The 20398-nt window shown below is 64.9% G+C and carries 15 protein-coding genes and 4 pseudogenes; 7 read left to right on the forward strand and 12 right to left on the reverse strand.

The genetic code is table 11. The features are described 5' to 3' along the window. Nucleotides 1–406: 406 nt before the first annotated feature. Together OG985_RS45550 and OG985_RS45555 are read right to left on the reverse strand one after the other, a co-directional pair. Nucleotides 407–1117, reverse strand: coding sequence for a transposase family protein (locus OG985_RS45550; protein WP_371674169.1), 711 nt, complete (start codon nucleotides 1115–1117; stop codon nucleotides 407–409). An 83-nt stretch (nucleotides 1118–1200) separates the two neighbouring features. Next, nucleotides 1201–2286 (reverse strand): IS110 family transposase, encoded by a 1086-nt coding sequence (locus OG985_RS45555; RefSeq protein ID WP_371666715.1) that lies wholly within the window; start codon nucleotides 2284–2286, stop codon nucleotides 1201–1203. A gap of 480 nt (nucleotides 2287–2766) precedes the next feature. Between OG985_RS45555 and OG985_RS45560 the strand changes: the two are divergent. The 3 genes and pseudogenes from OG985_RS45560 (at nucleotide 2767) to OG985_RS45570 (ending at nucleotide 5279) form a co-directional block, all read left to right on the forward strand. Continuing rightward, a pseudogene (locus tag OG985_RS45560) lies at nucleotides 2767–4010 on the forward strand (IS110 family transposase). Between the two features lie 221 nt (nucleotides 4011–4231). Then, on the forward strand, nucleotides 4232–4384 hold the full coding sequence (locus OG985_RS45565) for a transposase (RefSeq protein ID WP_371666713.1): 153 nt from the start codon (nucleotides 4232–4234) through the stop codon (nucleotides 4382–4384). 58 nt (nucleotides 4385–4442) lie between these two features. Next, nucleotides 4443–5279 carry a transposase gene (locus OG985_RS45570; RefSeq protein ID WP_371666712.1) on the forward strand — a complete coding sequence of 279 codons (837 nt, stop codon included), beginning with the start codon at nucleotides 4443–4445 and terminating at the stop codon, nucleotides 5277–5279. A 1984-nt stretch (nucleotides 5280–7263) separates the two neighbouring features. On the opposite strand, the gene secF is transcribed toward OG985_RS45570, so the two are convergent. The 5 genes from secF to OG985_RS45595 form a co-directional block, all read right to left on the reverse strand. Beyond that, nucleotides 7264–8382 carry a protein translocase subunit SecF gene (gene secF, locus OG985_RS45575; RefSeq protein ID WP_371666711.1) on the reverse strand — a complete coding sequence of 373 codons (1119 nt, stop codon included), beginning with the start codon at nucleotides 8380–8382 and terminating at the stop codon, nucleotides 7264–7266. A gap of 1 nt (nucleotide 8383) precedes the next feature. Further along, the gene (secD, locus tag OG985_RS45580) at nucleotides 8384–10141 is read right to left on the reverse strand and encodes a protein translocase subunit SecD (RefSeq protein ID WP_371666710.1); all 1758 of its coding nucleotides are present in this window, start codon (nucleotides 10139–10141) and stop codon (nucleotides 8384–8386) included. Between the two features lie 101 nt (nucleotides 10142–10242). Further along, nucleotides 10243–10491 carry a hypothetical protein gene (locus OG985_RS45585; protein ID WP_371666709.1) on the reverse strand — a complete coding sequence of 83 codons (249 nt, stop codon included), beginning with the start codon at nucleotides 10489–10491 and terminating at the stop codon, nucleotides 10243–10245. Between the two features lie 766 nt (nucleotides 10492–11257). Continuing rightward, nucleotides 11258–12580 carry a D-alanyl-D-alanine carboxypeptidase family protein gene (locus OG985_RS45590; protein ID WP_371666708.1) on the reverse strand — a complete coding sequence of 441 codons (1323 nt, stop codon included), beginning with the start codon at nucleotides 12578–12580 and terminating at the stop codon, nucleotides 11258–11260. A 1-nt stretch (nucleotide 12581) separates the two neighbouring features. Further along, the gene (locus OG985_RS45595) at nucleotides 12582–12860 is read right to left on the reverse strand and encodes a WhiB family transcriptional regulator (RefSeq protein WP_371666707.1); all 279 of its coding nucleotides are present in this window, start codon (nucleotides 12858–12860) and stop codon (nucleotides 12582–12584) included. 447 nt (nucleotides 12861–13307) lie between these two features. Here OG985_RS45595 and OG985_RS45600 point away from each other — a divergent pair. Beyond that, nucleotides 13308–13913 (forward strand): annotated as a pseudogene (locus tag OG985_RS45600) (ISAs1 family transposase); the annotation flags it as partial. A gap of 9 nt (nucleotides 13914–13922) precedes the next feature. On the opposite strand, the gene OG985_RS45605 reads toward OG985_RS45600, so the two are convergent. Then, nucleotides 13923–14678 (reverse strand): transposase family protein, encoded by a 756-nt coding sequence (locus OG985_RS45605; RefSeq protein ID WP_371666485.1) that lies wholly within the window; start codon nucleotides 14676–14678, stop codon nucleotides 13923–13925. 316 nt (nucleotides 14679–14994) lie between these two features. Between OG985_RS45605 and OG985_RS45610 the strand changes: the two are divergent. Next, a pseudogene (locus tag OG985_RS45610) lies at nucleotides 14995–15521 on the forward strand (transposase); the annotation flags it as partial. 65 nt (nucleotides 15522–15586) lie between these two features. On the opposite strand, the gene OG985_RS45615 reads toward OG985_RS45610, so the two are convergent. Both OG985_RS45615 and OG985_RS45620 read right to left on the reverse strand, forming a co-directional pair. After that, a complete protein-coding gene (locus tag OG985_RS45615) occupies nucleotides 15587–16057 on the reverse strand; it encodes an IS3 family transposase (RefSeq protein WP_371666706.1) in 471 nt (156 codons plus the stop codon). Continuing rightward, entirely contained in the window at nucleotides 15963–16268 is a 306-nt protein-coding gene (locus tag OG985_RS45620) for a transposase (protein ID WP_371666705.1), read from the reverse strand. The genes OG985_RS45615 and OG985_RS45620 overlap by 95 nt, the downstream gene beginning before the upstream one ends. Before the next feature lie 303 nt (nucleotides 16269–16571). On the opposite strand from OG985_RS45620, the gene OG985_RS45625 reads away from it, so the two are divergent. Next, nucleotides 16572–17414: an IS5 family transposase gene (locus OG985_RS45625; RefSeq protein ID WP_331718633.1), complete on the forward strand. Its 843-nt coding sequence runs from the start codon at nucleotides 16572–16574 to the stop codon at nucleotides 17412–17414. A gap of 94 nt (nucleotides 17415–17508) precedes the next feature. After that, nucleotides 17509–18051 (forward strand): hypothetical protein, encoded by a 543-nt coding sequence (locus tag OG985_RS45630; RefSeq protein WP_331718632.1) that lies wholly within the window; start codon nucleotides 17509–17511, stop codon nucleotides 18049–18051. A 360-nt stretch (nucleotides 18052–18411) separates the two neighbouring features. Here OG985_RS45630 and OG985_RS45635 read toward each other — a convergent pair. Further along, nucleotides 18412–18692 (reverse strand): annotated as a pseudogene (locus OG985_RS45635) (helix-turn-helix domain-containing protein); the annotation flags it as partial. Nucleotides 18693–19663: 971 nt separating this feature from the next. Further along, nucleotides 19664–19849, reverse strand: a complete 186-nt coding sequence (locus OG985_RS45640; RefSeq protein ID WP_371666704.1) for a hypothetical protein — start codon at nucleotides 19847–19849, stop codon at nucleotides 19664–19666. Nucleotides 19850–20398: the final 549 nt, after the last annotated feature.

Raw genomic sequence — 20398 nt, forward strand, 5'->3', positions numbered from 1 at the left:
CCTGCATGACTGCATACCGCACTGAATGCTTGCATAGCACCGTTTTCGTCCCGAGTAAGGACCAGCCCCATTGCATTCAGAACCGTTCCACCACCTTTCGGTATTGATCAACCGGAAGCAAGGATGATCCCCGTCGGGGGTCATCACCTTTTCGCACATCAGGTTTTACGAACTTGGTACCGTTACTGCAGGCGCAGCATCGCCCCGCCTGTTCCAGCAGCACTCACGAATGCAACATTCACTCGGCGCCGGGAAGGCAAGCCTTTCGTCTCGTCCTGGCCCGAGGAAGGCATCAGCGCTCCTCCGCTCACATGGGCTCCATTCAGTCGCCCTTTGCGTGTCGGCGTGGTCCCATTTCACCCATAATCTTACCCTGTCAACCGGCAGAGCGCGGAGTATTCGATACTCATTTCCTTGCATCGGGATAGGACTCCGGCGAGACATTCGGCCACGTGGGACGCCAGGGCGATTGCAAAAGCCTTTGATCGCGGGTGCAGGTCGGTTGAGGTCGAGGAGGGACAGTGGCCGCTCGTAGAGGCGGAGGGCTGCGGGGCGGAGTCCGGCGGTGTTGGTGTGGTGTCGAGGGGTGGTTGATGGCGAAGCTGCGGAGGGTAGCCATGTTTTCCGGGCTGTGCCCGGTGCGGATCGTGGAGGCGTCCTCGCGGAAGGCGATGTCCCGGACGAAGTGGAGCCTGTTTTCGGTCACCCAGTGTGCCCCAAGATCGTTGCGATTTGTTCGGGGGAGGCCTGACGGCTGGTCAGGTCGGTGATGACGTAGACGGGCGGTCGCGGTATGGGCACCGAGCCGGGCTAGGACATCCTGCGGGGCCTCGGCCGCCCACCGGCTGACCGTCACGAAACTCGTCGCATCAATCACCACGGCGGAGCAGGCGATCAGCAGCACTGCCGCAAAGGGGTGACGCTTCCCGCGCCGGCACCGCGGATCGGCCAGTGCCCGCAGCCGCTCGGCCAGCGGGCCGATCGCACAGTGCCGACGGCTGGGCGACTTGACCAGACCGACGGTGGCAGACTGGCGGCACATCGGAGCAGTGATGATGGTGCCGTGGTCCTCCGCCGGGTCTGACCCACATCGAAGCTGACGCCCAAGGGCTGTCATGTCGGAGAACTGTCGACTCGCTGCGGAGGGCTACCACGCACACAGCCGATCGGGCGCTCGTGACCTGATAGCGCCTCTGTGTGTCAAGCGGCTTGAGCGAGGTGGTTCCGTTGGTCGCGTTTCATGATCCGGTAGACCACGTTGGACAGGCGTCGCTTGAGAGCCCTGCGGGCCTCCGAAGGCGTCTTCCCCTCACTGATTTTGCAGAGGTAGTAGTCCTGCCCGCGCCCGCCGTCGCGGATCTGGCAGACGGCGATGGTGTGCAGCACCGAGTTCAGCGCGCGGTTTCCGCCGGTGTTGAGCCGGTGCCGTTCGTTGTTGCCGCTGGAGGCATCCAGGGGTGCGCTGCCGGTGTAGCTGGCGAAGTGGTGCTCGGTGGGGAACCGGCTGATGTCCCCGATGTGGCCGAGGATCTTCGCGGCCAGTACGGTGCCCAGGCCCGGCAGGGTGGTCAGCGTGGTGCTGATCGCAGCGATGGTCTCGCGCATCTCGGCTTCGTTGTCCTTGACCTGCCGGTCCAGTCTGCGCAGGTCGCCCAGGAGGTCACGGGCTATGTCCCGGCGGCAGTTGTCGGTGGCCGTGACCGGCCGGATGCCCTTCATCAAGGCGGCAGCCTTGTCGGCCGACAGGCCGTTGGGTGCTCCGCCGGGCAGGAGATCGCGCAAGACGGCGTGGAGTCGGTTGAGGACGCGGGTGCGCTCGTGGACCAGGTCGTCCCGCCGCTCGGTCAGCAGCCGCAGGATCGTGGTCTGGTCTTCCTGGACCACGGGGCGCAGGTCATGGCGGAAGAGGGCGACCTGGGAGACGTGGAGGGCGTCCTTGGCATCGGTCTTGCGGTCGGCGCCGGTGGCCAGCAGCCGGGCCCGGGCCGACAGCGTGGACGGCACGTCGACCACGTTCTCGCCCGCGGCCGCCAGTTGCTGGGCGAGCGAGTGGCCCAGGCCGCCGGCGCCCTCGACCGCGAAACGACGGTCAGGCCACTGCTCGCACCAGCGCATCAGCTGGCGGAAGGTTCCGGCGTTGACGACGAACCGGCGCTGGGCCACCTGGTGGCCTGCTGTGTCGACGGCGACGGCGGTGTGGGACGACTTGTGGGGATCGACACCGATCAGAGTCTCAGGCTGCTGCCCCCGCACTCGATGAGACAGGAAGGGGAGTGCGGTGGGCACCCTGACTTGAAGTCACTGCGTCGCCTTCATGCCTCTGTCGAGCCACACCGCGCGGGTGTCAGCCAGCGGCGGCACGCTATCAGTGAGCCAACCCGAGAGCGGCAAGGAGCACTGCGGGCCCGTGCCGACCGACACCCTGGACGCTACGGCTGCAGACCGAGCATCTGGGGCCGATTGAACAAGTCAGCGGTCCAGCGCACCGTCGGTGCGCGCCGGGGGCGTGGTAAATCCTGTGGCGCGCGCTGGGGTGCTTCCGTCTGCCTCTGACGCGGGCTGATACCGCTGCGGGACGCTGGTGGGGTTCGTTCCGGCCGAAACCGAATGCTCTGTGATGCCGGTGAGCTCGCAGGTCAGCGTGGTGCTGGGGGCCGTCCACGGGAACCGTGGAGTGTTGCTGCGAGCACGTGCGTCAGAATTCCTGATTCACCTTGGTCCCCCCGGAACGGCGTACCACTCGGCCGTTGAGGGAGGGACAGGGACGTGGATGTGCTGCACGAGCGCTGCGCCGGTGTGGACATCAGCAAGAAGGATGCCAAGGCGTGTGTCCGCACCCCGAGTACCAAGCGGCGGGGGGCCTTCGCGACCGAGACCACGACGTGGGGTTCGACGACGAACGCGGTGCTCGCCCTGCGCGATCACCTGCTCGCCGCCGAGGTCACCCTGGTCGTGATCGAGGCGACGTCGGACTACTGGAAGCTCTTCTACTACCTTCTGGCCGGGGAGTTGAACGTGATCCTGGTCAACGCGCGGCAGGTCAAGAACCTGCCCGGCCGCAAGACGGACGTCTCGGATGCGGCCTGGCTGGCCCAGCTCGGTGCGCATGGCCTGGTGCGGGCCTCGTTCGTGCCGCCCCAGCCGGTGCGCGAGCTGCGAGACCTGACCCGGGCTCGCACCCAGATGACCCGCGAGCGCGGCCAGATCGTGCAGCGGCTGGAGAAGCTGCTGGAGGACACCGGGATCAAGCTGTCCGCGGTCGCCTCCGACATCATGGGGGTCTCTGGCCGGGCCATGCTCGAAGCCCTCATCGGCGGGGAACGCGGCCCGCAGGTCCTCGCGGAGCTGGCCAAACGCAAGCTCCGCAACAAGATCCCCGAGCTGACCGAGGCGCTGACCGGACGCTTCCGCAGCCACCATGCCTTCCTGGCCCGGCTGCACCTGGACCACTACGACCAGCTCACCGACGCGATCCGGCAGCTGGACGAGCGGATCGAGGGGGCGATGGCTCCCTTTCGTCCCTCGCTCGACCTCCTCGACACCATCCCCGGGATCAACCGGGCCGTCGCCGAGGTGATCATCGCGGAGACCGGCGGGGACATGAGCCGGTTCGCCTCCGCCAGGCACCTCGCGTCCTGGGCCGGCGTCTGCCCAGGCCACCACGAGTCCGCCGGCCGAACCAAGAGCACCAAAGTCCGACCCGGCATCCCTATCTCAAAGGCGCCCTCGGACTCGCCGCACTCGGCGCGGTGAGAACCAAGGACACCTACCTGCAGGCCCGTTACAAGCGGCTCACCGCCCGCCGCGGCCCGATGCGAGCCTTGGTCGCCGTCGAGCACTCGATCATCACCGCGATCTGGCACATGCTCACCGACAACGTCACCTACCACGAGCTCGGCGGCACCTACTTCGCCCAGCGCGACCCCGAACGCGCCACCCGCCGCGCGATCAGTGCGCTCAATCAGCTCGGCTACACCGTCACCCTCAACCCGCTGGAAGGCGCGGCCTGACCGACCCGCACCCAGACACCCGGCGAGCGCCACAGCCACCGGGCACCCAGCCCTGCCTACCCCCACCCTGACCTGCTGCTATTTACGCGTCAGGAGCTTGGGCTAGAAGCCCCCCGTCACTGCTCTGTCCGCCGCCCGACCGGCGTGTGCTGCCCCTCTTCGCAACCCGGAAGGACAGCACTTCCATCATCGCTGATCAGCGCCCGGACGTCTTGGGAGGCGTGGACACCCACGCCGACACCCACCACGCCGCCGTCGTCGACCCCATCGGCCGGCACCTGGGCGACGCTCCGTTCCCGACCACGAGCGACGGCTATCGCGCCCTGCTGGCCTGGCTTCGCTCCTTCGGGACCGTGCTCGCCGTTGGTGTCTAGGGCACCGGATTCCTACGGCACCCAGCTCGCACGCGTCCTGACCGCTTCCGGCCTGCAAGTGTTCGACATCAACCGGCCTGACCGGCGCATGCGCCGCCAGCTGGGCAAGTCCGATCCCATCGACGCCTATGCCGCCGCCGAGGCGGTCGCCTCCGGACGCGCGGGCGTCATCCCCAAAAGCCACACCGGTGCCGCCGGGGGGCTTGCGGGTCCTGTACAACGCCCGCGCCTAGGCCATGAAGGCTCGCACGCAGGCCGTCAACCAGATCCGCAGCCTCCTGGTCACCGCGCCCGACACCTTGCGCGGCCAACTGCGCGTCTGGCGGCAGCAGACCTGATCAGTATGTGCGCCAGGCTCCGGCCGACACCGGACCTGGCCGACCCGACCGCCGCCAAGTTCACCCTGCGACGCCTTGCCCGCCGCTACCAGGACCTCGGGCGTGAAATCAGCGAATACGACGCCGAGTGGACCGCACTGACGGCTCAGGCCGCGCCGATGCTGCTGGCCGTCAACGGCGTCGGCCCCGAGACCGCCGCCCGCCTCCTGGCTGCAGTCGGCGACAACCCCGAGCGACTGCGCTCCGAGGCAGCCTTCGCCCATGTGTGCGGCGCCGCACCTCTGCCGGCCTCCTCCGGCCGCCGGGACCGCCACCGGCTGAACCGGGGAGGCAACCGGTCAGCCAACGCGGCCCTCTACCGCATCGCGGCCGTCCGCATGCAGCACGACCGGCGCACCCGCGAGTACGTGGCCCGACGCACTGCGCAGGGACTGCAGAAGAAGGACATCATCCGCTGCCTCCAAGCGCTACAAAGCCCGCGAGATCTTCAGGGCCTTGACCTGTACAAACATCGCGAAGGCCGACCAACCTTGCACAGGCCGCTTGACAGGAGATAGGAGCTTCTCCCTCGCGTGACGGCGACTTGGCAAGCCACCTCCACAACGGAGCTTCGTTGCGTCCGGTCGCGCACCCGACCAGCATCGTCACACCGCCGCAACCTGCACACGTGGGGACCACCGCGACTTTGCAATCGCCTTGCGTGGGACGCTTCCGGCGGAAGACCTGGTGAGGGGAGGGAGCGAGCGAAGAGCATCTCGGCGATGGTGTGCCGTGTTTGCACAGAAGGCCACCGCACAGTATTACGACCGCGCCGAGGGCCATCGCCGCAAACCTGGACTTTCCCCATGCTCGCCAGGTCGCCCGGATCGTGCGGCACCGGAAGTAGCGGTAGCCGGTGCCATGCGAGATACCCGTCGCGCGCCAGGCAGTGCACACACCCCGCATCACAAAATGAGCGCAGTACCAGCATCGCCTGCCGGAATGGCCTCAACGCGCGCGAGGCCTGCGGCCTGTCAATCTGTCGCCATGAGCACTGAGCAACTTCGCCAGCATCGCCATGATGTGGCGCGGTACCGCCGAGTTAACTCAGCACTTTTCGGCGGTTACGATAGCGTTCCATATGTGCTCTTCTGCTGGCGAGAGAGGGCATGCCGATTCCATGTCTTTCCGACCTTCAGGAGGCAGGTATATGTAAACTCCGTGACACCATGCAATTGCGTAGAGCCCATTATTGACATGTGATAGAATTCGAGCAAAAAGATCCCGATTAAATTTCAAGAGACTTTCCTTTTGTGTGTCAATTTGGGCTTGTCCGGATTTGAGTACTCGCCTGAGGGTCTGTGTTCTTGAGCATCTTCGGAAGACGGCCTCAGGCGCGGATCAGTGGCGCAGGAGTGCAACCTCGCCGTTCGAATGCCTCTCTCGACGGGGCGGACTGCTGCTCGGGTTGGTTGTTGAGGGGGAGGGGAGGGGCATGTTCGGCGGGACTACCGCCGCTGACTCCGATCCGGTGCAGGTAGGCCCGCAGCGAGGTGTAGAGCGAGGCGTCCCCTCCCGAAGGATCAACGGTCACCAAGCAGGATCGCGCCGTCTGTCAGCCTCTTAACTGCTGTAGATCCATGGCCGGCTGTCTGACTGCTTGCGGCTACGGCCATTGCTGTCTCTCGCAGCCGTCGGTGGTTCACAGAGTGTGAAAACCGGCACCGCGCGCTCATAGTCTGACCGCGCCTAGACCACAGCTGCCTCGGCGCTGCTGCCTGGACGAGCGCGGAAGTCAGCGGTGGTTTGATGCCAGGTATCGTTTGATGCCTAGGTATGCCTGCCCCTTCCACCCAACACGGTCCTCTTGCCGCTGCAGGGAAGCTTGAGCAATACGTGCTTACGAGGACGGTAGATCAGCTGGCTGCACTCGCCGAACCTGAAGCAGACCGCTGCGGCCATGGACATGCGGCTGCGGGAAGCTTGAACCGACTACAGGTGTGTCACCTCTTGGCGCTCAGGCCGGAGCGTGCGACGTCATCAAACCGAGGCGGGTAGGCGGGTGTGGTGACGATCGGTCGCCCTCAGCGCGAACGGCGCCGCCCACCAAGTACCGCGCTCCGTGGACGCTTCCGGTGTCCTCGTCTCGTTCGGGTGCTTGGGGGCGGTGCTGGACGGTGGTGTTACGGCACGGTCGAGCCGTGACGAGAACGGGCAGGGGTCGTGTTACGGCTGTCGAGAGCGCGCAAGGCGCCGCGTGATCTGGTGCTGCGGGCACGGATGGTCGAGCTGAGCTGGGCTTGGTAGCGAGTGCCCATCGCGGGACGAGCTGAAGTGCAACCAAAGGACGGTCGGCGAGTGGTTGCCCTGCTTCAACCGCTTGGGCCTGGAGGGCCATGGACGCTGGAGTGGCCGAGAGCCTTCGTGATCGTGTGGAGTCGCTGGTGCGGAAGACATGGGTGGGACGGACGGCTGGGTACTCGCCCCGCCGGCCGCTTGTGGCCAGCAGGCCGCCGTCGTGGATGCGGCTGAGGAGCAGCTCCGTGATGTCGGTGAGCTCGGTCATCGGCGCTTCCCCGAAGGCCGTCCGCGGCCCCGGTTGCGGGACGCGGGCTGGTGACGCGGGCCGACGACCGCGGCCGCCTCGTCGTCCGGCTCGTCGTCCAGCGGCTCGTCGACGGTCTCGGTCTCCAGCGGCTCGCCCTTCGCGGCGGCCTGGGCCCGCTTGGCGAGCACGCGCTTCCTGAGGGCCTTCATCTGCGGCTCGCGCTCCTTGAGGTCGGCGACGAGCGGCGTGGCGATGAAGATCGAGGAGTACGCACCGGCCGCGAGGCCGACGAACAGCGACAGCGAGATGTCGTTGAGCATGCCGGCGCCGAGGACGCCGCCGCCGATGAACAGCAGGGCGCCGACCGGCAGCAGCGCGACCACGGTGGTGTTGATCGAGCGGACCAGCGTGCTGTTGATCGACCGGTTGGCGATGTCGCTGTAGGTCCAGCGGGTCTGCTTGGTGATGTCCTTCGTCTGCTCCTTGAGGCTGTCGAAGACGACGACCGTGTCGTAGAGCGAGTAACCGAGGATCGTCAGCAGACCGATCACCGTGCCCGGCGTGACCTCGAAGCCGACGAGGGCGTAGATGCCGACCGTGATGGTGATGTCGTGGATCAGGGCGACGAGGGCCGCGAGCGCCATGCGCCACTCGAACGCGATCGCCAGGTAGATCACGACGAGGACCATGAAGATCGCCAGGCCCTGCCAGGCCTTGTTGGCGATCTGGTCGCCCCAGCTGGGGCCGACCAGGTCCGCGTTGATGTTCTCCGAGTCGACCTTCAGCTCCTTGGCGAGGGTCTCCTTGATCTGGTCGGACTTGCCGGTGTCGATGCCGGCGATCTGGACGCGCAGGCTGCCGTCACCGAGCTTCTGGACGATGGCGTCGTGTCCGGACGCGTCCTCCGCGAACGTCTCGGCCTGGGCGACCGAGACGCTCATGTTCTTCGGGGTGGTGAAGACGGCACCGCCCTGGAACTCGATGCCCATGTTCAGGCCGCGCACCGCGAGGCCGAGGATGGCCGTGATGGTGATCAGTATCGAGATGCCGTACCAGATCTTGCGGTTGCCGACGAAGTCGTAGCCGACCTCGCCGCGGTGCAGTCGGGCGCCGAGGTTGCCGAGCTTCGACATCTCACGCCTCCTTCGGGTCGACGGGGGCGGCCGGACGGCGGGTGCGGCGAAGCGGGGGCTTCGCGCCGAGTGCCTTCGGGTCGAGGCCGGAGAACTTGTGGCCGTTCGCGAAGAACTTCTTGCGGGCGAGGATCGTCATCAGCGGCTTGGTGAAGAGGAAGACGACGACCACGTCGAGCACGGTGGTCAGACCGAGCGTGAACGCGAAGCCCTGGACCTTGCCGACGGTGACGATGAACAGCACCGCGGCGGCGAGGAAGGACACGAAGTCGGAGACCAGGATGGTGCGCCGGGCACGCGGCCAGGCCCGCTCGACGGCGGGGCGCAGCGAGCGGCCCTCGCGGATCTCGTCCCGGATGCGTTCGAAGAACACGATGAACGAGTCCGCGGTGATACCGATCGCGACGATGGCGCCACAGACGGCCGGCAGGTTCAGCGCGAAGCCGATGGCCGGGCCGAGCAGCGCCATGATCACGTAGGTGAGGGCCGCGGAGACCAGCAGCGAGGGGATCGCGATGACGGACAGACCGCGGTAGAAGATCAGCAGGTAGATGACGACCAGGGCCAGGCCGATCGCGCCCGCGATCAGACCGGCGTGCAGCTGCTCACCACCGAGGGCGGCGGTCACCGTGGTGACGCTGTCCTCCTTGAAGGTCAGCGGCAGGGCGCCGTACGACAGCATGTTGGCGAGGCTCTGGGCCTCCTGCTGGCCGAAGCTGCCGGAGATCTCCGCGCTGCCACCGGTGAGCGCCTGGCTGACGGACGGGTCGGAGACGACCTCACCGTCCAGGACGATCGCGAACTGGTTCTGCGGCTGCTGGTTCTTCGCCAGCTCGCCCGTGATGTCCCCGAACTTCTTGCTGCCCTTGTTCGTGAACTCCATGGTGACCGTCCAGCCGGCGGCGGTCGTCGTGTTGAAGACGGCCTGCGCCTTCTTGACGTCCGTGCCGTCGACAGCGGCGGCGCCGAGGACGTACTTCTGCCACTGGCCGCCCGAGTTCTGGCCGCAGGCGACGGTCGGCTCGGTGGCCTTGGCGTTTTTGCCGGCCGTGCTGCGGACCGACTTCTTGCTGCAGTCCAGCGCCGCGTACTGCGCCTGGAGCTTGGCGGTCGCCGGGTCGACGGAGGCGCTGGCGCTGGGGGTCGGGGAGCCGCTCGCGGCGGCCGAGCTTCTCGCCGACGGGGAGCTGTCCGCCTTCAGGGCGTCGGTGACGGCGCGCCCCTGCGTGCTGGCGGACGCCGACGGGGACGCCGAGGTGGAGGGTGACGCGGACGAGCCGGCCTTGTCGGTCGCCTTGTCGGTGGCCTTGCCCGAGGCGCTGCTGGAGGCGCTCGGCGACGGGGTGGCCGTCGCGGCGCCGCCGCTCACCTCGGTGGCGATCACCGGGCGGAAGTACAGCTTGGCGGTGGTACCGACCTGGTCCCGGGCCTCCTTGGAGTTCGTGCCCTTGGGGATGTTGACGATGATGTTCTCTTCGCCCTGGGTCTGAACCTCGGCCTCCGAGACACCAAGACCATTGACACGGCGGTTCATGATGTCGACCGCTGTGTTCATGTTGGTCTTGTTGATCGCGGATTCCTGGCCTTTCTCCGGGACCGCCCGGAGCGTGATGCTCGTACCACCGGCAAGGTCGATGCCGAGGCGCGGAGTGGTGTGCCCGGAGGCGAACATCCCGCCGGTGAGCGCCACGATGGCGATCAGGATGAGGGCCAGCGAGCGCCACGCGTTCCCGTTACCCGCTGAGCGCTGACGTTTCATGCGTTCGGCATACACCTTGTCTCCCTCAGGTCCTGTACTGCGCGAACGTGGGGAAACGTCGCCGCTCACAGTTCGTGTGCAAGTAGAGCGCTTACGATGGATCATGCACTCCTGGGCGTCGCCTGGCTGTAGAAGGCCAGACGAATCATCTGCCGGCACCACGCCATGCGCCGGTCATGGCCTGCAGCATCGGTACCAGCCGCTCCGGCGACGTGCCGCGCGCACGATCCGTCCAGATCACTCCCCAGCTGATGAAGAACGCAGCTGCGTATCTCGTCGACGCTGGAGGACAGGTCCGGACCAAGGGAAGTGCAGAAAAGGGCCTGAGACAACGCTTCCAACACGTCCACGCCCGCCAGTGTTCGCACGGGCGTCACTGAATACATCGAGGCCATAGCACACCTACCTCATTTTGGGCGATTGCTCACTTAATCTCTAAGTTCGCCCGGCACGCGCCTCTCCGCAGGAGTAAACGCTACCTATCTCCTTCACGGACGCGTGGTGGAGGCCGTCGTCGTGCCGATGGCAGTCGCCAAGGATCGTGTAGTCCCTCATGCGGGAGAAGACGCGCTCGGCGCGGACACCCACTTGGCGGTGAGCGACGTTGCGCCGTCCACGATCTACAGCACGTTCGATCATCCGTCGATGCCAGCTCGAGTGCGAATAGCAGGCCGAGCCCTGTCGGTCCGGTGAGGTCGCTTGCCGAACTGCACAGGTAGTGACATCGCCGGGACCATGGCGGGTTCTACGCCGCCGTGAACCGTGGACGCAATGATGCCGGCCGGCTGCAGCGGGCACTGGCCGAAGCTTCGCCCGGCGACAACATCGCCACTGTCACCGCCAGGCAGCCGCACGATCTGATTGAGCGACTGACTACCGCGGGGAGTGGCAGACGGGCGGACCTCCTCGTCTTTGCGGACACCGTACGGCGTCCCCCTCGGCTTCCTTCTGGCGACCCCGTGTAATCCTGGCCGGATGCGATCGGACCGGGTACTGCGCCGTGCTGTCCCGCCCTGTCAGTCGCACACCCTGGGCCGAACGCGCCGGCACGGGTTCGTCTTCGGCCAGCCCAACACACTGGGCACCGAAACAGTCAGGACACCTGGGACAAGTTAGTTAGAAGTGAATGAGCTTCGCTATCAGATCCGGCTCGCTCACAGCGTCCTGCAGTGCGATCGGGGCCGTCACCATGCCAGCACCTTTCCCGACGCGCACCATGCCGACAACCGTGCCCGCCCGGGCGGAGCGTGGGACGCCGTCGCTCTCAAGGCGGCTCTTTACTTCCAGACCGGGCCATCCGACTGCCTTGAGATCCCTGGTTGCCATAAGCGGGACCCTGTGGCCGAATCCGTCGTTTGCGTAGCCGACAAGATCGCCCTTCATGATTATGCTTGCCGATTCGGCGGCATCTTGCGCAGCCCTTATGAGAGTTATGCTGTCTGTGATCGCCCTCTGCAGCTTGGCATTGACGCTAGCGCCTGTGTGAATAGCGAACACGGCTCCGACGATCCGGTGCCTTCTGCCGTCAATTATAGTGTCCGCAGACCACAGCAAGTTCCCGCCGGCCGATGTCGACGAACCAGTCTTCACACCGTTCACGCCTGGCTCCAGGAGTGCGCGGCCATTGTTATTGTAGACCGTTGCGATCTGGTCAGATATTTCGACCTGTGTAGTGTCGACGATCTCCCGGAACACCTCATTCTGCAGTACGGCTTTGGCCAATTTCAACTGATCAATAGCAGTGGAAAGTGTCGTCGCCTTCAGGCCGCTCGGATCCGTGTATATAGTGTCTTTCATGCCAAGCGCCTTAGCTGCGGCATTCATTTTTTTCACGAACACCCTCTCGGACAGGGAGTCCCAGCGGGCCAACAAGCGTGCCGCGTTGTTCGCAGAAGGAATCAACAACAACTGCAGCATCTGCTTTTCAGTGAATGCCTGCCCTTTCCTGATCGGCGCGGTCGACTCGCCGTCAGCGTTGGACTCGATCTCGGCTTGCTGATCGACCTCTATCATTGGACCCTCTGCCTCCCCTGCGAGGGGATGGTTCTGCAGAACCACATACGCTGTCATTGTCTTGGCTACACTGGCGATGGGTGAAGGACGCTGCTCTCCATTCACTCCCATGATGCCAACACCTTCCACCTCCACTGCGGCTTGGCCCTCTTCGGGCCAGGGCAGGTTCGGCGCATTTCCTTCGAAGGTGTAGTGCAGCTCGGGTGGCATCGTAATGAAAGGTGCCGGGAGGGGACGCGCCATCTGTATGAAGATAAAGAAGATCGATAGAAGAACTATCAACGGTGTGGCGATCCTGAGTCGCCGCACTATTACCCAGAGTGGCTTTCCTTGTGGCGTGTCCGTCGAATCGCCTAGCAAGGTTCTTGCCTGCTCAGAATCAATTCTGTTTTGGCGTCGCGTCGGGATGTGCAGGCCCAGATTCACTTCAACGTACCGTAGGGCGTCTGCCGCGGGTGGGTCGCGGGCCTCCCACGTTATGCCGCTCCCAACCATTCAGTCCGCCCCATATGCCTTCAGTGATACCCTCACGAAGTGCCATACGGAAACAGAGTTCGGAAACGTTACATTTATGGCATACTTTTTTAGCCAGCCCATCCCAGCCGCGCTGACCGGATTGGTTGGAGGGGAAGAAGATATCCGGGTCGATACCTGGAGCCGTACATGCCGCCCCCTCTTGCCAGATTTTTTCCGATGATTTGTTCATTGCAGATCCTGATAGGTGAAGGGTTTAAATAAAATTCTTGGATCATTCAGGGGTGACTGAAAGCTACCTAATCTGCGAGTGCATCAAACTGGTGACCTTGCCATTGTGGTCATCCTCGTGCATTGCGTGTCGAAGTGGTCGCGGAAAATTCAATGTGTTCAATTCGGGAAACTTAATCGATAGCCAGTTGCCCTTTAATCCACGATGTGGTCCACCGGTGCGAATTTCCTGAGTAATTGCTGCTCATAGAAGCTCAGCTGAGAGGATGGGGCTTCAGGGACAGCCGGGTCGCTCCGAGCAGGTTGAAACTTACGGTTTTCAAGGCTGTACGCAGAGCGGTGAGCGTCTGCTAACGGGCTTTCAGATGCGCTATCTTCCGGGTGACGTCTGGACGAGGAGGCGTTGCGCACGACTGTCCTACTCTGCCTCGTAACTGACTGGCTTTCGCCCGTGCCGCAGCGGCGTCGACGCTTGGTGGTGGACGGAAAGTGCCTGCGCGGAGCGAAGCGCCCCGACGGCAGCCAGATCTACTTCCTGTCCGCAGTACGCCACGACGACGCACTGACGGTGGCCGCGCGCGAGATCGGCGCCAAGACCAACGAGATCCCGAGTTCCAGCCCTTGCTGGAGCAGATCGACGACGAGGAACTGAAGGACACCGTGGTCACAGTGGACGCCCTGCACGCCAAACGCGCCCACGCCCACTACCTGGTGGAGGAATGCGACGCGCACTACCTGTTCACCGTGAAGGGCAACCAGAAGAACCTCGCCAAGCAGCTCAAAACCCTGCCCTGGAAGGACGTCCCGGTGCTGCACCGCTCCACAGCGCACGGCCACGGCCGCGACGAGATCCGCGAACTGCAAGTCGTCAGCGTCAGCGGCCTCCTGTTCCCCCCACGCCCGCCAGGTCATCCGCAGGCGCCGCCTGTTCGGCGCCAAGAAGTGGAGCTCAGAGACGGTCTACGCGATCACCGACCTGCCCACAGAACAGGCAAGTGCCGACGAGATCGCCTCCTGGGCCCGGGACCACTGGACGATCGAAAACTCCGTGCACTGAGGATTTTCAGCAGTAGCTCTCAAGGGTGAGGACGGCTTTGGCTGCGGTGGTGAGCCAGGTGGGGCTGCAGCGGGCTTTGCGGAAGATCCGCCAGGTCTTCAATCGGGCCATGCCGCGCTCGACCGGGTAGCGCAGGCGGGCATGAGCCCTGTTCAGCGATAGCTGCCGGCGGTTGAGTTCTTTGCCGGGAGAACGTCGGATCGGGGTGGTGATGGTGCCGCCGGCACCGAGGTAGCCGAGGTCGGCCAGGACCGGGATACCGAGTCTGCGGCAGGTGTCGATGATCCGGTGGGTGCGGGCGGCGGTGAGGTCGTGGGTGCGACCGGGCAGCGCCTTCGAGATCCATACGATGGTGCCGTCCGGATCGGTGACGACCTGCAGGTTCACACCGTGACGCCGGTGCTTTCCCGAGTAGTCCCCGCGGCCGTCACCGACCCGGTCGCACTCCGCGAGGGTGCCGTCCACCAGCACGTATTCCGCCCGGGCCTTCACTTCACGCAGGGCCCGCGTCAGCCCCGGAGCCCGGCGCGCCAGCAGGCCCACCACGGAGCGGACATAGGCGTGCGCGGTCCCGACGCTGATGCGGAAACCAGCGGCGATCTGGGCCAGCGTGGTGTGCTGGCGCAAGTACACGAGCGCGACAACCGCACGCGCGGACGGACGGAGCTTGCACCGGCGGTCACCCTCACGAAGGACGATCAGCATCGTGACCGTCTCCACGAGGGCATGCGGGAGGTCGAGTGCGGCAGGATACGTAATCAACGGGGCTCCCCGGCAACCGAGATCAGATGTCAGATACCTCTCTCAACTGCCTGGGAGCCTCGTCCGTTGCCCTGCCAGCCATCCCCTTGCATCACTCGATCAGTGGCCACCCTGAAAACGCTCACTGGATCAGGGACGTCGTCTTCGGCGAGGACGCCCGCAAGACCCACACACGCAACACCCCCGCCGTCATGGCCACCCTGAGCGACATCGTCAGGGGCACCCTTCGAACAACCGGCTGGGCCAACACCGCCAGCGCGCGACGCGCCCACACCACCCCGCGCCATCCTCACGCTCCACGGCATCACATGATCAAACCGCACATCCAGGGAACACTCCGGGGCCGTGGGTCCACACCCTGGCCGAGGAGGTGATGGCCCTCAACGAGCAGATCCGCGAGATGGACAAGCTCATCGAGGGCCGGTTTCGCGAACACGAGCTCGCCGACATCATCCTGAGCGTCCCCGGAATCGGCGCGACCCTGGGTGCCGAGTTCCTCGCCGCCGTCGGCGGCAGCCTGGACGACTTCGGCTCCCCGGACGCCCTGGCGGCTTTCGCCGGGGCCGCCCCCGCACCTCGCGACTCGGGCAAGGTAAGCGGCAACCTCCACCGGCCGATCGTTTACCATCGGAAACTCCAGCGCGTGTCTTCTACACGTCCGCACTGGTCAGCGTCCAGTTCGACCCGAACTCGCGGAAGTTTTATGACCGCAAACGCGCAGAGGGGAAGAAGCATGTTCAGGCCGTGCTCGCCCTCGCCCGCCGACGCGTCTACGTCCTCTGGGCGTTGATCCGCGATCGACGGTGCTACGAAGTGACACCACCGGTGCCTGCGGCAGCTTGACAACAACATTAGGAAGCATGTGATCGCGATCGCCCAGCCGGCCAGGCGGCGTGAGCACAGGTCGATCACGGTCGCGGGATAGAGCGGTTTCGCGCCGCTGACCGGCAAGTACGTGATGTGCCGACGTACTTCTCATTCACCGCGGGCGCGGTGAAATCGCGGCCGATCAGGTTCGGGGCCTCCGCCGCGGCCGGGTCCGCGACGGTGGTGCGCTGCTGGCGCCGCAGACGCACTCCAGCGAGCCCGATGGCCCGCATGACGCGGGCGACGCGCTCGTGGGTCACGGCCTGGCCGCCGCCGTCGCGGAGTTCGGCAGTAACCCTGGGGACACCGTAAGTCGCGTCCGAGTCCCGGTGGACGTGGGTATCCAGGCCGCGAGCCGGGCGTCTGCCGCCTGGCGGGCGGACCGCTCGGGGGCGGCGACGAACTGGAAGCGGCTGCTCACCAGTTGGTCGCGCCCGCGAAATACTTTGCGGCCTTGCGCAGGATCTCTCGCTCCTGCCGTAGCTCTGCGTTCTGCTTGCGCAGCGCCGCATTCTTCGCCTCCAACGACGTCGACGCCGCCGGACCCGCCGCCTGGTGCGTCACATGAGAGCCCGCGGGGCGGCCGTCGGCAGCCCGTATCCAGTTCCGCAGCGTCTCGGTGTTCACCCCGAGATCAGCGGCGACCGACTTGATCGTCGCTCCCGGCCTCGACTGGTACAACGCGACCGCATCCGCCTTGAACCCGGCGGGATAGTGCTTCATTCCCACGGGGACTCCGTTCTCCTGGATCATCAAGATCCAAGTCCAAGTCCCTCCGGTGCCCAAACTCCGGGGTCAGGGCCCGTTACCGCCCGACCCGGTCATGCTGGCGAGGGGTGCGCTGGGGCCGTATTGGGCTCTGACGTGGGAGGAGTCGACGGCCTAGCCGGACCAGTCCAGCCACGATGCCGCGTGACTGACTTAGAGCTCGCGCAGATAGACGTCGTGGGGAGCCCCCAGCGACAAGGTGGGCACAGGTCCCGGTGATCATGGAGTTGCGACGCTCTGTGATTACTGGGGGGACCTGTGCCCGTGCTTCCATCATGGCTGACTGACCCGCTCTGGGAACAATTCGCGGCGCTGCTGCCCGAGCGCCCTACGGTCGATCCGTCCCACCCGCTGGGGTGCCACCGGCGCCGTATCAGCGACCGGATCGTGTTCGACAAGTTGCTGCAACTCCTGCGGTTCGGCTGCTCCTACCAGGCGATCTCCGACACGACCTGCTCGGCGACCACCATCCGCAACCGCCGCGACGAATGGATCCGGCTCGGCGTCTTTGGCCGACTCAAGCAGATCACGCTGGAGTCCTACGACCGGATCGTCGGGCTCGTGCTCGACCAGATCGCCGTCGACGGCTCCATCACCAAGGCCCCCGGCGGCGGCGAGGTCGCCGGGCGCTCACCGGTCGATCGCGGCAAACAGGGCTTGAAACGCTCGGGCATGACGGATGGTTACGGGATCCCGCTCGGCCGGGTCCTGGCCGGAGCGAACCGCCACGACTCGCCGCTGCTCTCGCCGACCCTGGACCTGCTGGACGACCTCGGGCCGCTGCCCAACGACATCATGGTGCACCTGGACGCCGGCTACGACTCGGACAAGACCCGCGCTGAACTGGCGGCCCGCGACCTGCGCGGACGCATCGCGCACAAGGGTGAGAAGGCGCCGATCCAGGCGAGCCGGCGGTGGCATGTCGAGCGTACGCACGCCTGGCAGAACGCCTTCTACCGCCTTTCCCGCTGCTACGAACGCCGCGCTACCGTCGTCAACGCCTTCTTCGATCTCGCGGACACGATCATCACCATCCGTAGCCTGATCCGTCGAGCCTGGGCCACCCATCGCTGGGACGAACGCCCCCACCGTCGCCCTTGAGTACCCGCCCTGCGCGCCTACCATGAGGCCGAAGCCGCCAGCACAGGATGGGTGACCCGAAGAAGACGGCCAACCGCCGTAGAAAGAAGTCGGCATGCTGCCAGAGTCGGAATTCGCCGTCATCCTCGGGATGTCCCCCGAACAGCGTGCGGCCTTCGTCGCAGGGGTAGCCGAGCGGGTCTTCGACCTGTACATGGACTGCGCACGGCCGTACCGCAGCAACGTTTGGGAAGCGATCACAGCTGCATGGGGCCGGGCATCCGGCGAGACCATACCTGGCGAGACCGCCGCTCGTCTGGCAGAAGCCCTCGATCAAGAAGCAGCCAGCTACTGCGACGATCTAGATGAGAGCATCGACATTCCCTTTGAGGTGATCACCGCCGTCGGCCACGCGCTCAAGGCCGCCTTCTTCGGCGACCCCAAAGACGCTGAAGCGGCCGCGAACTTCGCGACGGGCGGCATCGCCCGCGCAGCTCACGCATGCAACGACGATCAGGACAGGGCAGTACAGGAAGAACTCGGCTGGCAACTCGACTGGCTGCGTTACGTCAGTACGACCGAGGCGGAAGCCACCCGCGACGGATTCTCAGCACGCACAGTGACCAAGCCGACTTGGTATCTGCGCTGGGAGAACTGAACCCGCCAAACTGCACCGCCACCAATCTGCGTGACCTCTTAGGCTCGTTAGGGTGGCGTCGGGGCGTCGAGGGTCAGGCCTGTGCCGGCTATGAAGCCGTCTATGGTGTCGGACTGGTATTGCAGGCGCTTGAGCCGATTGCGGACGAGGGCCTCGAGTCGGTCGAGGGCGACGACGGCGAGGTTGGCCAGGCTGCGTTTGACGTGGGCCCAGACCCACTCGACGGGGTTGAGCGATGAAGTCCCGATCGCCCATGCTGCGGCGTTTGCCCTTGCCCGCGGGGTGGGTGCGTAGGTGGTGGCACAGCCTGGTACGGGAGCCGGGCCGCATGGCGATCAGTCCGGCCACCGACAGGCGTCCCGAGTGTCGCGCGCTCACCGTCGCCTGCGGAGTCGGCGGTGACCATAACCGCTCGAGCCGACTGGCAACCTCATCAAGCAGCCGGCCAGCGGTGAGCCTGAACGGCGTTGCGCCTGCTCCCGTGCCCGTTCATGCGCACGCCACGCTGAGTAGCCGGCCCGGCCGCTGCCACGCCTGACCTCCCGGATGATCGTGGACACAGCCCGCCCCAGGTGCCGGGCGATCGCCGTGAAACTGTCCCCACGACCCATCGCGAGCAAAATCCGCTGACGCTCATCTACGGGTCATGATCCCGACTGCACACCTCCGCCGCCACTATGCGGGCCGGCCGACCGCGTCACCGAATGACTCCGGCTACGAAAATCTTGCCAGTGCCACTTCAGCTCGTACGCCGACAACACCGAAAAAGCTCACCCACGCCTGCACGACCGTGTGCAACCTTGGCCTGTCCTGCCTGTAGGTAGTACTTGCTCATGGCTCACCCGTCACATAGGCGGAGGGTAGAGAAGCGCAGGCCAGGCTGTCCCACGGCAGAGGGCGCACACGATCTAAAAGGAGAACCTGATGCAACATGCAGCCGCCCCCGCTCACACAAGCCTCAATGCGATAACAGCGACATGGGCATCTGCTCTATTCTGCTCTCCGCTACAGCCAACCGATCATCCTGGCACGCAAAAAGTGCTTGAGGTGGTGATGGGGCAGCTTACGGCTTTTGCCAGACACCCAGGGGGGTGCATGGCAGTGGTAGCTCAGGAAGCTGGAGATCACCCCGAACTATATCTCTCTCGTATGGCTTGGTGTCGTGACGAGGTTATCCGAGCCTACTCCCCGGATCGCCTACCGCTTTCCTGACGCTGAACCAGTTGGCGCAAAAGGCGAACCGATGTAGAGCGTCTAGGGCGGTCATCAACGTCCTGGTAACCCATCATATGACAAGAAAGTGCAATCCTGGATTGACAGGTGATAAAAGTGCCAAATTTCACATCTGCTTACGATGGGAAAACGGAAATCCCGACGTACTCGCCGCCTGCGGATCATCGCCCGATCAACGTCTATGGCGAATTTGGGCAGCCGCCTTCATCGCAGCGACCTGAAGGACTTGCGGTCGTTCCGGTCAGTGCTCGAGGCTGGGCAGAGATCCTGGAAGAACTGGTTCGTCAAATCAGTACGGGGGAACACGTTTGCAGGCAGTGGTCAGTACACCCAGAACTCCTGGACGCGCTTAGGGCCGCCACCATGGCACTGGGCACAGTCACTCCAGGTGGCCTGGTCGGACTTCTTCGTCGGTGTCGAGCTCGGGCACTGCGGCACAGAAATTCAATCCATGGCCATAGAAGAACCGCGGGCTGTACGATGCCGCATGTCTGACGGTCGAAAAATAGTGCAGCAGCCGACGTTTTATGAATGACGTGATGCTCGCGAGAAGGAAGAACTGCATGGAAACTCCGTGTCTGCGACAGCCCTGCCCTTGTATGTGGAATTGGAGCGAGATTTCTGAGAGGTTCCTATGTGTCATTGAAGAAGCCTTTCTTATCACAGAAGAACGAACTCTAAATCAAATTACTCGACTTGCTGTGAATGATGCAACAGGAAAGGATGATGGCCGGGAGCCCTTTTCTCGTGTAGATTATGAGGGTGAGAAGGGCTGCGGAGACTGACGACAGCCCGTTCGGGCTGATGCGGGCATGACGGGGATCCGCCACTGTTTGATCCGTGCGATGGTGCGCTTTGACTGCAGCGCGCAGTGCCGCGTGGATCTTGTTCGATGACTTATGCTTGCCGCGGAGGTCGCTCTTCGGCGCCTGCGCTTGATCGGCGTGATGACAGTGTCGCTGGCTCCGATGTAGCCCCTGTCCACCAGGAATTTCAGGTTTCCGCTGGGCGCGCGCAAATGGTCACGATGTTGTGCTCCCGTGCGTCCTTCTCGCCGTGGGGCAGGGCCGACGAGATCCACTGCAGCCTTCCCTCGTCCGCCGAGACGACTTGC

The organism is Streptomyces sp. NBC_00289, assembly GCF_041435115.1.
Taxonomy (GTDB): domain Bacteria; phylum Actinomycetota; class Actinomycetes; order Streptomycetales; family Streptomycetaceae; genus Streptomyces.

Bases quoted from the DNA above. Each gene is read 5' to 3' on its own strand.
- OG985_RS45550 (WP_371674169.1), bottom strand. From the start codon at position 1,117: ATGACAGCCCTTGGGCGTCAGCTTCGATGTGGGTCAGACCCGGCGGAG.
- OG985_RS45615 (WP_371666706.1), bottom strand. From the start codon at position 16,057: ATGCGGCGCTGCGCAAGCAGAACGCAGAGCTACGGCAGGAGCGAGAGA.
- OG985_RS45595 (WP_371666707.1), bottom strand. From the start codon at position 12,860: ATGAACAAATCATCGGAAAAAATCTGGCAAGAGGGGGCGGCATGTACG.
- OG985_RS45630 (WP_331718632.1), top strand. From the start codon at position 17,509: ATGCTGCCAGAGTCGGAATTCGCCGTCATCCTCGGGATGTCCCCCGAA.
- OG985_RS45620 (WP_371666705.1), bottom strand. From the start codon at position 16,268: ATGAAGCACTATCCCGCCGGGTTCAAGGCGGATGCGGTCGCGTTGTAC.
- secF (WP_371666711.1), bottom strand. From the start codon at position 8,382: ATGTCGAAGCTCGGCAACCTCGGCGCCCGACTGCACCGCGGCGAGGTC.
- OG985_RS45640 (WP_371666704.1), bottom strand. From the start codon at position 19,849: ATGCAGTTCTTCCTTCTCGCGAGCATCACGTCATTCATAAAACGTCGG.
- secD (WP_371666710.1), bottom strand. From the start codon at position 10,141: ATGAAACGTCAGCGCTCAGCGGGTAACGGGAACGCGTGGCGCTCGCTG.